Source organism: Mesorhizobium sp., assembly GCF_004962245.1.
Taxonomy (GTDB): Bacteria; Pseudomonadota; Alphaproteobacteria; order Rhizobiales; family Rhizobiaceae; genus Mesorhizobium.
Genome location: NZ_SUHQ01000012.1, coordinates 163,498 through 176,711, shown reverse-complemented (window position 1 = coordinate 176,711; position 13,214 = coordinate 163,498). Strand labels below are relative to the sequence as shown.

Below are 13,214 nucleotides of genomic sequence, written 5' to 3'. Positions count from 1 at the left end.
CATTGATCATTCGGTTGCCGCGGCCCTGACCGAGTCGGCATAAAAAACCTGGCGAGCGTGCAAGCGCTCGCGATAGCGCTGCTGGCTGGCGGTGAGATGCGCGCGCATGGCCTCGCGGGCGGCCTCGGCATCGCCTGCCGTAATGGCGTTCAGGATCACCAGATGCTCGCGCTGCAGCCCGCGCTGATAGACGTCGGATTGGGCGAGCTCGGTGGACCACGGCGATGTCACGTCGCAAGGAATGGCGCGCCGGCCGAGCACGTCGAGCATCTCGACATAGAACGGGTTGTTGGTGGCGCTGGCGATCGCGCGGTGGAAGGCAAGGTCGGCCGGGCCTGTCGGCTCGCTGTTCAAGAGCAGCCGCTCGAACTCGAAGAAGGCTTCCTGGATCCCCGCTTCCTGCGCGGCGTTGCGACGGATGGCGGCCAGCCCGGCGGATTCGATCTCGATCGCCAGGCGCACCTCGAGCACGTTGAGCGCGATCGAATCCTTGCTGCCCATGTCCGCGGCAAGCGCGCCGAACATCGTCGAAATATGCTCGGTGACGAAGACGCCGGCGCCCTGGCGCGGCTCGACCAGACCGTCGGCGGCAAGCTTGGCCAGCGCTTCGCGGATGACGGTGCGGCTGACCCCGAAGGTGTCGGTCAGCTGGCCCTCTGTCGGCAACTTTTGACCCGGCTGGATCTCGCCCGCCTGCAACTGTTTGCGGATCGCCGCGACCACGGTCTCCGACAGCTTGGGCTTGCGTTCCACCTTCAGGCTGGTCGCCGTATCCGATGCCATTGCCAACCCCTATTTGAAGACGCTCGGCAGCCATAGCGAGATGGCCGGAATATAAGTGACGAGCCCCAGCACCACGAGGCCTGCCCCATAGAATGGCCAGATCGAGCGCATCGCTTCCCAGACGGATATCTTGCCCACTGCGCACGCCACGAACTGCACTGCGCCCACCGGCGGCGTGTTCAGCCCGATGCCGAAGTTGAGGATCATGATGACGCCGAAGTGCACCGGATCGACGCCGTAGGCCTGTGCCACGGGCAGGAAGATCGGCGTGCAGATGATGATCGTCGGCCCCATGTCCATGAAGGTGCCGAGAAACAGCATCAAGATGTTGAGCAGGAGAAGCACGACCAGCGGATCCTCCGAGATCGCGTTCATCGAGGCTATGAGTGCTGCCGGCACTTTCAGGAAGGCCATCAACCACGAGAACGCCGCCGCCATGCCGATGATGAGCAGCACCATGGCCGTGGTGCGCACGGCACCATGGGTGGCATGAACGAAACCTTCCCAGGTCATCTGCCGGTAAACCAGGACAGTAACGAGCAACGCATAGATGACGGCGATGCAGGAACTCTCGGTGGCGGTGAAAATGCCCGATCGCACGCCGCCGAAGATGATCGCGATCAGCAGCAAGCCGGGCACCGCGACCGCGAAGAGATGCGCGACGGCGGTGAAGCCCGGAAACGGCTCGGTCGGATAGCCGCGGGAGCGCGCCACGAAATAGGCGGTGGTCATCAGTGCCAGGGCCAAGAGCAGGCCCGGGATGATGCCGGCCGTGAACAGGTCTGCGATGGAGATCTTTCCGCCTGCCGAGATCGAGTAGATGATCATGTTGTGCGACGGCGGCAGGAGCAGCGCGATCAGCGCCGCCATTGACGTGACGTTGACCGCGTAATCCGCTCCATATCCACGCGCCTTCATCTGCGGGATCATCAGTCCGCCTACCGCCGCTGCTTCTGCCACAGCGGAGCCCGAAATGCCGCCGAACAGCGTAGCGGTCGCGATGTTGACCTGCCCGAGGCCGCCACGCATGTGGCCGACGAGCGAGCCGGCGAAGGCAACGATCTTGCTGGCGATGCCGCCGCGCACCATCAAGTCGCCGGCGTAGATGAAAAAGGGAATAGCCAGCAGCGAAAAGACGCTCATGCCGGAATTCAGGCGCTGGAACACGATAAGCGGCGGCAGGCCCATGTAGAGGACGGTGGCAAAGCTTGCGACGCCGAGGCAGAAGGCGATCGGCGTGCCGATAAGCATCAGAAGGGTGAAGACGCCGAAGAGAATCCAGAGTTCCATGATCAGACCTTCACATTCGCCGTGTCGAGTTCGGCTGCGACTTCCGCCGGCGGCAGTTCATCGAGCGCATCGTCGATCGGCGCGCCGGAGAGGCGAAGCACGATACGCTCCAGCGTGAAAAGCACGATGAGCGCGCCTCCCGCGACAAGCGGGACGTAGTCCCAGCCCCCTGATATGCCGAGCGACGGCAAGGTGGCACCCCAGGTCAATGCGACCAGCTGGCTGCCATACCAGATCATGCCGATGCCGAAGGCGAGCGCGACGAGGTCCGAGATCATCCTCAGCCAACGCTTGCCGCCTTTCGGCAGCACGTAGAGCAGGACGTCGAAGCCAAGGTGATAGTTCTCGCGTACCCCGACGGCAGCGCCGAGGAAAATGAACCAGCTCATCAGCATCACCGAGCCCGGCTCGGTCCAGCTCGGCGAGCGGTTCAGAACATAGCGGCCGAACACCTGCCAGGCGACGAAGGCGGTCATCAGCACCAGCCCGATGCCGGCGATCCACAGCGCCGCCGTGCTGACACGCGACATCACGCGCGCGATGCCGGACAGGGGCGGTCTCTGTTCTGGGCTGGAGGTCACCGGCTCTCTCCTGAAGAGGATGGCGGCGCGGAGTGTCCCGCGCCGCCGCTTGATCACTGCACGGCCTTGATGGCCTCGACCATGGCCTTCAGCTTGTCGTCCTTGACGTGCTTCTCGTAGACCGGACCCATCGCGTCGATAAAGGGCTGCTTGTCCGGCGTCGTGATCTGCGAACCGGCCGCCTCGACCTTGGCGCGCGATTCCTTGACCTTGGCGGCCCACAGCTCACGCTGCTTGGCGACGCTTTCCTTGGCGGCCGCCTTGAAGATCGCCTGGTCTTCCGGCGTCAGCTTGTCCCAGCTCGACTTCGCCATGACGAAAGCTTCCGGCACCATCGTGTGCTCGTCGAGCGAATAGAACTTGGCGACTTCCGCATGCTTGGCGGTGTCGTAGCTCGGAAAATTGTTCTCCGCGCCGTCGATGACCCCGGTCTCGATCGCCGAATACACCTCGCCATACGGCATCGGCGTCGCGTTGGCGCCGAGTGCCGCCACCATGTCGACGAAGATGTCGGACTGGATGACGCGGAACTTCATGCCGGCTAGATCGGCTACGGAGTTGATCGGCTTCTTCGAATTGTAGAAGGAGCGCGCGCCGCCGTCATAAAAGGCCAGCAGCACCAGGCCGACCTGTTCGAACGCCGCCGCGATCTGGTCGCCGACCGCTCCGTCCATGACCTTGTGCATATGGTCTTCCGAGCGGAAGATGTAGGGCAGCGAGGGTACGGTGGTTTCGGGGATGAGCCCGTTGAACGGCGCCATCGAGATGCGGTTGAGGTCGATCACGCCGGAGCGCACCTGCTCGATCGTGTCCTTTTCCTCGCCGAGCTGCGCGGAATGATAGACATCGACCGCATAGCGGCCGGCCGTGCGTTCCTTGACAAGCTCGCCGAAATATTTGACCGCCTCGACCGTCGGATAGCCGTCCGGGTGCGTGTCGGACGAGCGCAGGACCGTCTGGGCGCTTGCCGTTCCGGCCATCAGTGCAGCGGCAAGCAGCGTAGCTCCCGCCAGTCTGGAAAAATGCAGCATGACTTCCTCCCTTTTTAGACCTGACGCCCGGCTCAGAGCCGGTACGCCTTTTTCGCAAGCGTATAGGCAAGTTCCTGCGCCAGCTCATGCGCCTCGTCTTCGCGGAGCCGGTGCTCGACGACGAGACGCGCAAGAAATGCGCAATCGACCCGACGCGCCACATCGTGACGAGCCGGGATGGATGGAAAGGCGCGGGTGTCGTCGTTAAAGCCGACGGTGTTGTAGAAGCCGGCCGTCTCTGTGGTCATTTCGCGGAACCGGCGCATGCCCTCCGGGCTGTCGTGGAACCACCAGGCCGGCCCGAGTTTCAGCGCCGGGTAGACGCCCGCGAGCGGCGCCAGTTCGCGCGCATAGCTGCTCTCGTCGAGCGTGAAGAGGATGATGGTAAGGTCGCGCTCCAGCCCGACGCAGTCGAGCAGCGGTTTGAGCGCCGTCACATAATCGGTTCGGGTCGGGATATCGAACCCTTTGTCCCTGCCGAACCTCTGGAAGACGGAAGGCGAATGATTGCGCCAGGAGCCAGGATGGATCTGCAGGACCAGGCCATCGTCGCGGCTCATCTTGGCCATCTCGGTTAGCATTTGGGCGCGAAACAGTCTTCGCTCGCGCTCGTCATCCGAGCCCCGGCGGATGCGATTGAACAGCTCCTGCGCGGCGGCATCCGACAGATTGGCGGTCTCCGCCGTCGGATGGCCGTGATCCGACGCGGTCGCGCCGAAACTCTTGAAGAAGGCTCGTCTCTGGCGATGCGCATCGAGATAGCCGGCCCAGGTGTCGGTGTCGCAGCCGGTGATGTCGCCGAGCCGATCGAGATTGGCCGAAAAGCCTTCGAAGTCGGGATCGACGACCGAATCCGGCCGGTAGGCGGTGACGACACGGCCCTGCCAGCCGCTGTCGCGGATCGCCTTGTGCCAGTTGAGATCGTCGAGCGCGGCCTCCGTCGTCGCGATGACCTCGATATTGAAGCGCTCGAACAGAGCGCGGGGACGATAATCCTCACGCTGCAGCAGCGCCGCGATCGTATCGTAATGCCGATCCGCCGTCTCGGCGCTCAACGGCTCGTCGATGCCGAACAGATGGGCAAGCACGTGGTCGAACCACAGCCGGGTCGGCGTGCCGCGGAACAGATAATAGTGCTCGGCGAAGCGACGCCAGATCGTCCTGCCGTCGCTCTCCACCGACGAACCGTCCCGGGTTGAAACGCCAAGATCCTCAAGGCGGATGCCTTGGCTGAACAGCATGCGGAAGACGTAGTGGTCCGGCACAACAAGCAATTGCGCCGGATCGGGAAATGCCTCGTTGAGCGCATACCAGCGCGGATCGGTGTGGCCGTGCGGGCTGACGATCGGCAGGTCCTTGACGGCTGCGTAGAGATCGCGGGCGAGTGAGAGCGGACGCGCCTCGGACGGAAACAGCAAATCCGGATCGGTCAATGCGGCCACGTCGTTCCTCCCAACCCGGCCATCGGTAGGGTCGGCAAGAAATAATGTCAACATACAAAAAATGGATTTTTGTATGATGACTTTTGCGCAACGTCAGCCCATTGTGCGGGAAAGAAACGGATGTTACGCCGCATGCCGCCAGGTCCCAGGCACGATCTCGATCAGACCCGTCGCACAATGACAGACAGACGCCTTTCCAACAGCACGCGGCAGGCATTGCCGGCTTCGGTCGCGGTCCCCGGATACGACCGTAACCGCGTTGTGCCCGGCATCGTCCATATCGGCGTCGGCGCGTTCCACCGCGCCCATCAGGCCACCTATGTCGACGACTGCCTGGCGGCGGGAGAGACGGATTGGGGCATTGTCGGCGTCTCGCTGCGCAGTGCCGACACACGCGACGCGCTGGCGCCGCAGGACGGGCTCTACACGCTGGCGGTCAGGAGCAGCGACAGCGAAAGCCTGCGCGTTGTCGGCTCGATCCTGTCGATGCTGGTGGCCCCGGAAGATCCGGGCGCGGTGCTGGCCGCGCTGACCGATCCACGCACCCGTATTGTTACGCTGACGATCACCGAAAAGGCCTATCTCAGGGCGGCGGGTGGCGGGCTGGATAAAACCCATCCCGACATCGTCCATGACCTGGCGAACCCGCAAATGCCGCGAACGGCACATGGGTTTCTGACCGAGTCGCTTGCGCGCCGCCGCGCCGCCGGCATCCCGCCGTTCACCGTACTATGCTGCGACAATCTTCCGGCCAACGGCGCCACGCTGCACCGGCTGCTGGTCGAATTCGCCGCGCTGCGGAATTCTGATCTCGCCCGCCATATCGCCGACGAGGTGGCGTTTCCGTCGAGCATGGTCGATCGCATCGTGCCGGCGACCACCGACGCCGACCGGACGCGGATATCAGGCCAGCTGGGGGTCGAGGACGCCTGGCCGGTGATGACCGAGCCGTTCTGCCAATGGGTGGTCGAAGACGATTTCCCGGCGGGCAGGCCGGCCTGGGAAAAGTTCGGCGTCACCATGGTCGGTGATGTCGGGCCATTCGAGGACATGAAGCTGCGCCTGCTCAACGGCTCGCACTCGGCGATCGCCTATCTCGGCCTGCTCAGCGGCCATGAGACGGTCGACCGCGCCTTCGCCGATCCGACGATCCGGCAATTCGTCGACGGATTGTGGGCCGAGGCCATCCCGACGCTGCCGAAAGACGCCGGGCTCGACACGGCCGACTACACGAGCCAGCTCGCCAAGCGCTATTCGAACACCGCACTTGCCCACCGCACGGCGCAGATCGCCAATGACGGCAGCCAGAAACTGCCGCAGCGCATCGTTGCCTCCGCCGTGGAGTGTATCGAGACCGGCGTCACGCCAAAACATCTCATGCTGGTGGCCGCCGCCTGGATCGCCGCTTGCGAGGCACGCGGCAGAACCCTGCCCGAAAACCATTTCACCGATCCGCTCGACTCTGCCCTGGCTGCACTCACCGGCCGGCACCTGCCGGCAGGTGAAATGGCGACGGCGGTGTTCGACCTAGCCGGCTTTGCCAAGGATTTTGCCGAACGCCAGGCGCTGGTTGAACTTGCGGCGGTCCATCTCGAACATCTGCGACAGGGCGGAGTGGCTGCTGCTTTCGCAGCGCTGGGCATTGGAAATAGAAAGCCATGAGGCAGAACTGCGCGCAGTCATGCGTGCGGTGGAAGCACTAACGCGTGAGCCTATTTGCCCTGACCGTCCAGCGTTTGCCGAGAAGAATAGTCTTTGCCTTTTGAATTCCAGAACAGTCGCACGGCCTTGCCGACCAGGTTTTCGAAGGGGACCATTCCCACGCGGAAGCGGCTATCGCTGGAGTTGTCGCGATTGTCGCCAAGCATGAAGTAATGGCCCTCCGGCACGGTCCAGGCCATCGTATCGTCACCAACCGACCCATCCGTCAGACTGACAATGAAGTAAGAAACTCCATTTGGCAAAGTCTCCCGCTGCTGTTTGGCCGGCCCTGTGTCATCCGAGGAATAGGGACCGATCTCTTCCAGCCGAACTGGCACGTCATTGATGTGGAGTAAACCACCGATCATCTGAATCTTGTCGCCCGGAAGACCGATGACTCTTTTGACGTAGTCTGTGCTGGGCTCGGACGGCAGCCTGAACACGACAATATCTCCCCGCTGCGGCGCGACGCCGAAGACGCGACCGTCGACAGGCAACAGTCCGAAGGGGACGCTGTATCGACAGTAGCCATATGCGAACTTGGAGGCGAAAAAATAGTCCCCGTCCACCAGCGTCGGCACCATGCTGTTGGACGGCATCGAAAAAGACTGAAACAAGAACGAGCGGATTGCGAAGGCGACCGGATAAGACGTCATAAAGACTAGCGCCAGTACCGAAAGCCCGTGCCCATACCATTTGTCCGGCTTGAATCGGTGCGCAAAGGGCACGACCAGCGCCACTGACAAGATCGCCAAGCCGACACTTGAAAGATTAGCCGGCCCAGAAAGGTCCTTGCCTGACAGCACCGGAAATCCGATCCAGCAAAGAGCGATACCCACAACGATGGTTAAGACCAAGCTTATGACAGCCAGCTTGCCGCTTCCGATCCAAAGAAATCCGCCGAACGGACCGCCAAAGACCGACACCAGGGCCGCCGACCATCTGGATCGCGACTTTGTTTCTTCCGTCACAGACTACCGCCCCCAAGGCAAACAAGGCAGGACTGTCCATCAAACAAAAAAGCGAGGCAAGCCTCGCTTTCGCAATTGCCGGGCTGATCTTCGCATCAAGCCGGCAGAATGGCGCCTTCCAGCGTAGTAAGCTGGCTAAGGAACTGTTCGGCCTTGCTGCGCGTCTGGTCGTCCTTAGCGTCGGCGACGTCTTCCCTGGCTTCCTGGATGCGGCGGGTAAGGTCGGCGCGGTCGATGTCGCCGACGGCTACCGCCGATTCGGCGAGCAGCGTGCAGCCGGCAGGAACGATGTCGGCAAAGCCGCCGAACACGACGTAGCGCTCTTCCTTGCCTTCCGCGGTCTTCACCGTGACGACGCCCGGCTTGATCGTGGTCATGACCGGCGCGTGATAAGCCATGACGGTCATCTCGCCTTCGGCGCCCGGAATGACGACGGACTCGACCTGCTCGGAAACCAGCAGGCGCTCCGGCGAGACCAGTTCGAATTTGAAAGCTTCAGCCATGCCAATTTAGCGAGTAAGGAATAGCGAGCAGCGAATAGTCCAAGGAACTTCGCCTGCTCATACGCCCTATTCGCTACTCCCTCTTCGCTATTCGCTTCTTATTCGCTTGCTTACGCCGCTTCGGCCGCCAGGCGCTGTGCCTTCTCGACCGCCTCTTCGATGCCGCCGACCATGTAGAAGGCAGCTTCCGGCAGGTGATCGTAGTCGCCGTTGCAGAGGCCCTTGAAGCCCTTGATGGTGTCGGCGAGGTCGACCAGCTTGCCCGGCGAGCCGGTGAACACTTCGGCGACGAAGAAGGGCTGCGACAGGAAGCGCTCGATTTTGCGAGCGCGGGCCACCGTCTGCTTATCCTCTTCCGACAGCTCGTCCATGCCCAGGATGGCGATGATGTCCTGCAGCGACTTGTAGCGCTGGAGGATCGACTGCACCTGACGGGCGACCTGGTAGTGCTCTTCGCCAACGACCATCGGGTCGAGCATGCGCGAGGTCGAATCGAGCGGGTCGACGGCCGGATAGATGCCCTTTTCCGAGATCGCGCGGTTGAGCACGGTCGTCGCGTCGAGGTGGGCGAAGGAGGTCGCCGGCGCCGGGTCGGTCAAATCGTCGGCCGGCACGTAGATCGCCTGCACCGAGGTGATCGAACCCTTGGTCGTCGTCGTGATGCGCTCCTGCAGCGCGCCCATGTCGGTGGCCAGCGTCGGCTGGTAGCCCACGGCCGAGGGAATGCGGCCGAGCAGTGCCGACACTTCGGAGCCCGCTTGCGTGAAGCGGAAGATGTTGTCGACGAAGAACAGCACGTCCTGGCCCTGGTCGCGGAAATATTCGGCGACCGTCAGGCCGGTCAAGCCGACGCGGGCGCGCGCGCCCGGCGGCTCGTTCATCTGGCCATAGACGAGCGCCGCCTTGGATCCTTCACCGCCGCCCTTCTTGTTGACGCCGGACTCGATGAACTCGTGATAGAGGTCGTTGCCTTCGCGGGTGCGCTCGCCAACGCCGGCGAACACCGAGAAGCCGCCATGCGCCTTGGCGACGTTGTTGATCAGTTCCTGGATCAGCACGGTCTTGCCGACGCCGGCGCCGCCGAACAGGCCGATCTTGCCGCCGCGGGCATAGGGCGCAAGCAGGTCGAGGACCTTGATGCCGGTGACCAGGATCTGCGCCTCCGTCGACTGCTCGACATAGCTCGGAGCCGGCTGGTGGATGGAGCGCATCTCGATGCCGTCGACCGGCCCTGCCTCGTCGACCGGCTCGCCGATGACGTTGATGATGCGGCCGAGCATGCCCGGGCCGACCGGCACGGTGATCGGCGCGCCAGTGTCATAGACGTCCTGGCCGCGAACCAGACCTTCGGTCGAGTCCATGGCGATGCAGCGCACGGTGTTCTCGCCAAGATGCTGGGCCACCTCGAGCACGAGGCGATTGCCGACATTGGACGTCTCCAGCGCGTTCAGGATCGCCGGCAGATGTTCGCCGAACTGCACGTCGACAACGGCGCCGATGACCTGGCGAACCTTGCCCGCCAAGCCAGTCTTCTTGATGGCAACGGTCGGCGCCTTCGCCGCGGCAGCCTTGGCGGGCGCGGCCGCCTTCTTGGCCGGAGCGGCCTTCGCTACAGCTGCCTTTGCCGGTGCTGCCGCCTTCGCGGCGGTCTTCGGGGCCGCCTTCTGGGGGGTCGCTGCTTTCGCCATCGTCTTTACCCTTTTCGTCTCTCTGTTTCTCACGCGATCCGCTGAAGGTCGACGACCTTCGTGGGAGCGCCTAGAGCGCCTCGGCGCCCGAAATGATTTCGATCAATTCCTTGGTGATCTGCGCCTGCCGCTGGCGGTTGTAGGTGATCGACAATTTGTTGATCATGTCGCCGGCATTGCGCGTCGCATTGTCCATGGCGCTCATCTTGGCGCCCATCTCGCCGGCCGCGTTTTCGAGCAGCGCGCGGAAGACCTGTACGGAGATGTTGCGCGGAATGAGGTCGGAGAGGATTTCGCCCGGCTCCGGCTCGTATTCATAAACGGCGTTGCCGCCGTTCGACGCGTCGGCGGGAGCGGAAGCCACACCTGCCGGAATGATCTGCTGGGTCGTCGGAATCTGGCTGATCACCGACTTGAACTGCGAATAGAACAGCGTGCAGATGTCGAAACCGCCCTCGTTGAAGAGCTGGATGACCTTCTTGGCGATGGCATCGGCATTGACGAAGCCCAGCGTCTTCACTTCGCGCAGGTCGACGCGGTCGATGATCAGCTCCGCGTAGTCGCGGCGCAGGATGTCGAACCCCTTCTTGCCGACGCAGATGATCTTGACCTTCTTGCCGTTGGCCAGCAGCTTGCGGATGTGGTCGCGAGCAAAGCGTGCGATCTGCGAATTGAAGCCGCCGCACAGACCACGCTCGGCGGTGCAGACGACAAGCAAATGCACGTCGTCCTTGCCGGTGCCGGTCATCAGCGCGGGAGCATCGCCGCCGTCGCCGATCGCCTGGGTGATGTTGGCCAGCACCGCGCCCATGCGCTCCGAATAGGGACGAGCGGCTTCCGCCGCCTCCTGCGCGCGGCGCAGCTTCGCCGCGGCGACCATCTGCATCGCCTTGGTGATCTTCTGCGTCGCCTTGACCGAGGCGATACGGTTACGAAGGTCTTTTAATGAAGGCATGCTTCAAACCTGATCCCGTTCGTCCGGCTTCGTTTAAGCGAAGGTCTTGGCGAAGGTGTCGATCTCCGCCTTCAGCTTGGCGCGCAGATCGTCCGACAGCGCCTTCTCCTTGCGGATGCCGTCCAGCACGTCCTTGCCGGCCGAGCGCATGTGGCTGAGCAAGCCATGCTCGAACTTGCCGACCTGGTCGATCGCCAGCTTGTCGAGATAACCGTTGACGCCGGCGAAGATCACCGCGACCTGCTCCTCGACCTTCAGCGGCGAGAATTGCGGCTGCTTCAGGAGTTCGGTCAGGCGCGATCCGCGGTTGAGCAGGCGCTGGGTGGCGGCATCGAGGTCGGAGCCGAACTGGGCGAAGGCCGCCATTTCGCGGTACTGAGCGAGTTCGCCCTTGATCGAGCCGGCGACCTGCTTCATCGCCTTGATCTGCGCCGAGGAGCCGACGCGTGACACCGACAGGCCGACATTGACCGCCGGGCGGACGCCCTGGAAGAACAGATTGGTTTCCAGGAAGATCTGGCCGTCGGTGATCGAGATGACGTTGGTCGGGATGTAGGCCGACACGTCGTTGGCCTGGGTCTCGATGATCGGCAGCGCCGTCAGCGAACCACCGCCATTGTCGTCATTGAGCTTGGCGGCCCGCTCCAGAAGGCGCGAATGCAGGTAGAAGACGTCGCCCGGATAGGCTTCGCGGCCGGGCGGGCGGCGCAGCAGCAGCGACATCTGGCGATAGGCGACGGCCTGCTTCGACAGATCGTCGTAGCTGATCAGCGCATGCATGCCGTTGTCGCGGAAATATTCGCCCATCGTGCAGGCGGTGAACGGCGCCAGGAACTGCATCGGCGCCGGATCGGAAGCGGTGGCGGCGATGATGATCGAATAGTCGAGCGCGCCGCGCTCTTCGAGGACCTTGACGAACTGCGCGACGGTCGAGCGCTTCTGGCCGACGGCGACGTAGACGCAGTAGAGCTTTTCCTTCTCCGGCCCGTTGTCGTGCACCGCTTTCTGGTTGAGCATCGTGTCGAGGATGATCGCGGTCTTGCCGGTCTGGCGATCGCCGATGACCAGCTCGCGCTGACCGCGGCCGACCGGGATCAAGGCATCGATGGCCTTGAGGCCGGTCGACATCGGCTCGTTCACCGATTTGCGCGGAATGATGCCGGGCGCCTTGACGTCGACGCGCTTGCGCTCGGTCGCCTTGATCGGGCCCTTGCCGTCGATCGGATTGCCGAGCGCGTCAACGACGCGGCCGAGCAGACCCATGCCGACGGGCGTATCGACGATGGCGCCGGTGCGCTTGACGATGTCGCCTTCCTTGATGTCGCGGTCGGCGCCGAAGATGACGACGCCGACATTGTCGGCTTCGAGGTTGAGCGCCATGCCGCGGATGCCACCGGGGAACTCGACCATCTCGCCGGCCTGGACATTGTCGAGGCCATAGACGCGGGCGATGCCGTCACCGACGGACAGAACCTGACCGACTTCGGAGACCTCGGCCTCCTTGCCGAAATTCTTGATCTGGTCTTTCAGAATTGCGGAAATTTCCGCGGCGCGGATGTCCATCAGCCGACCTCTTTCAGTGCAAGCTTGAGCGAATTGAGTTTGGTTTTGAGCGACGTATCGATCTGGCGCGAGCCCATCTTGACCACCAGCCCGCCGAGCAGCGACGGGTCGACGGTCACGGTGATCGCGACATCCTTGCCGGCAACGCTTTTCAGCGCCGCCTTCAGCTCGGTCTGCTGAGCCGCCGTCAGCGCATGCGCCGAGGTCACCTCGGCGGCGGTCTCGCCACGATGCTCGGCGGCGATCTGGCGAAACGCCTTGATCATGCCCGGCACTGCGAACAAGCGGCGGTTCTGGGCCACGACGCGCAGGAAATTGCCGGTGAGGCCGGTGATCCCTGCCTTGTCGGCGATTGCCGCGATAGCCTTGGCCTGGTCCTCGCTGGAAAACACCGGGCTATTGATCAGACGGGTAAGGTCGGCACTGCCTTCGAGCATCGTCGCGAAACTGTTGAGGTCGGCCTCGACCTTGGCGACCGAATTTGCCTGCTGCGCGAGCTCGAACAGCGAACCCGCATAGCGTTCTGCGACAGCTGAGATTGGCGATGACGATTGGGCCACGGACCGTCTTTTCTCTTGTCTGACAGGCCGCAGATTGTTGGCGCGAGCGAAAACTCTGGCTAAATCTTTGACCTTACTGCATTTTTCCAAGCACGGAGGCGCGGCTTCCGCTATCCCCGGCCGAAAGTCGATTGCCGTCTAGCACA

At 63.1% G+C, this 13,214-nt stretch carries 12 protein-coding genes; 1 reads left to right on the top strand and 11 read right to left on the bottom strand.

What is annotated here, in order from left to right; translation table 11 throughout:
- Window positions 1–6 precede the first annotated feature (6 nt).
- The 5 genes from E5X88_RS15100 to uxaC all read right to left on the bottom strand — a co-directional run bounded on the left by E5X88_RS15100 (window position 7) and on the right by uxaC (window position 5,127).
- Window positions 7–783 (bottom strand): FadR/GntR family transcriptional regulator, encoded by a 777-nt coding sequence (locus E5X88_RS15100; RefSeq protein ID WP_292162517.1) that lies wholly within the window; start codon window positions 781–783, stop codon window positions 7–9.
- 9 nt (window positions 784–792) lie between these two features.
- Window positions 793–2,073, bottom strand: coding sequence for a TRAP transporter large permease (locus E5X88_RS15095; RefSeq protein WP_292162516.1), 1,281 nt, complete (start codon window positions 2,071–2,073; stop codon window positions 793–795).
- A 2-nt stretch (window positions 2,074–2,075) separates the two neighbouring features.
- Window positions 2,076–2,603, bottom strand: coding sequence for a TRAP transporter small permease (locus tag E5X88_RS15090; protein ID WP_292162554.1), 528 nt, complete (start codon window positions 2,601–2,603; stop codon window positions 2,076–2,078).
- Window positions 2,604–2,707: 104 nt separating this feature from the next.
- On the bottom strand, window positions 2,708–3,685 hold the full coding sequence (locus E5X88_RS15085; RefSeq protein ID WP_292162514.1) for a TRAP transporter substrate-binding protein: 978 nt from the start codon (window positions 3,683–3,685) through the stop codon (window positions 2,708–2,710).
- A 32-nt stretch (window positions 3,686–3,717) separates the two neighbouring features.
- Window positions 3,718–5,127, bottom strand: coding sequence for a glucuronate isomerase (uxaC, locus tag E5X88_RS15080; protein WP_292162512.1), 1,410 nt, complete (start codon window positions 5,125–5,127; stop codon window positions 3,718–3,720).
- A 177-nt stretch (window positions 5,128–5,304) separates the two neighbouring features.
- Between uxaC and E5X88_RS15075 the strand changes: the two genes are divergently transcribed.
- The gene (locus E5X88_RS15075) at window positions 5,305–6,789 is read left to right on the top strand and encodes a mannitol dehydrogenase family protein (protein ID WP_292162509.1); all 1,485 of its coding nucleotides are present in this window, start codon (window positions 5,305–5,307) and stop codon (window positions 6,787–6,789) included.
- Window positions 6,790–6,839: 50 nt separating this feature from the next.
- On the opposite strand, the gene lepB is transcribed toward E5X88_RS15075, so the two are convergent.
- The 6 genes from lepB to E5X88_RS15045 all read right to left on the bottom strand — a co-directional run bounded on the left by lepB (window position 6,840) and on the right by E5X88_RS15045 (window position 13,068).
- Window positions 6,840–7,799 (bottom strand): signal peptidase I, encoded by a 960-nt coding sequence (lepB, locus tag E5X88_RS15070; RefSeq protein ID WP_292162507.1) that lies wholly within the window; start codon window positions 7,797–7,799, stop codon window positions 6,840–6,842.
- 95 nt (window positions 7,800–7,894) lie between these two features.
- Window positions 7,895–8,302, bottom strand: a complete 408-nt coding sequence (locus E5X88_RS15065; protein ID WP_292162505.1) for a F0F1 ATP synthase subunit epsilon — start codon at window positions 8,300–8,302, stop codon at window positions 7,895–7,897.
- 110 nt (window positions 8,303–8,412) lie between these two features.
- Window positions 8,413–9,990, bottom strand: coding sequence for a F0F1 ATP synthase subunit beta (gene atpD / locus E5X88_RS15060; protein ID WP_292162503.1), 1,578 nt, complete (start codon window positions 9,988–9,990; stop codon window positions 8,413–8,415).
- Between the two features lie 70 nt (window positions 9,991–10,060).
- Complete coding sequence (locus E5X88_RS15055; RefSeq protein ID WP_292162501.1) at window positions 10,061–10,945, bottom strand: F0F1 ATP synthase subunit gamma; 885 nt, start codon at window positions 10,943–10,945, stop codon at window positions 10,061–10,063.
- A gap of 33 nt (window positions 10,946–10,978) precedes the next feature.
- Window positions 10,979–12,508, bottom strand: coding sequence for a F0F1 ATP synthase subunit alpha (gene atpA / locus E5X88_RS15050; RefSeq protein WP_292162498.1), 1,530 nt, complete (start codon window positions 12,506–12,508; stop codon window positions 10,979–10,981).
- Window positions 12,508–13,068: a F0F1 ATP synthase subunit delta gene (locus E5X88_RS15045; RefSeq protein ID WP_292162496.1), complete on the bottom strand. Its 561-nt coding sequence runs from the start codon at window positions 13,066–13,068 to the stop codon at window positions 12,508–12,510. The genes atpA and E5X88_RS15045 overlap by 1 nt, the downstream gene beginning before the upstream one ends.
- Between the last annotated feature and the right edge of the window lie 146 nt (window positions 13,069–13,214).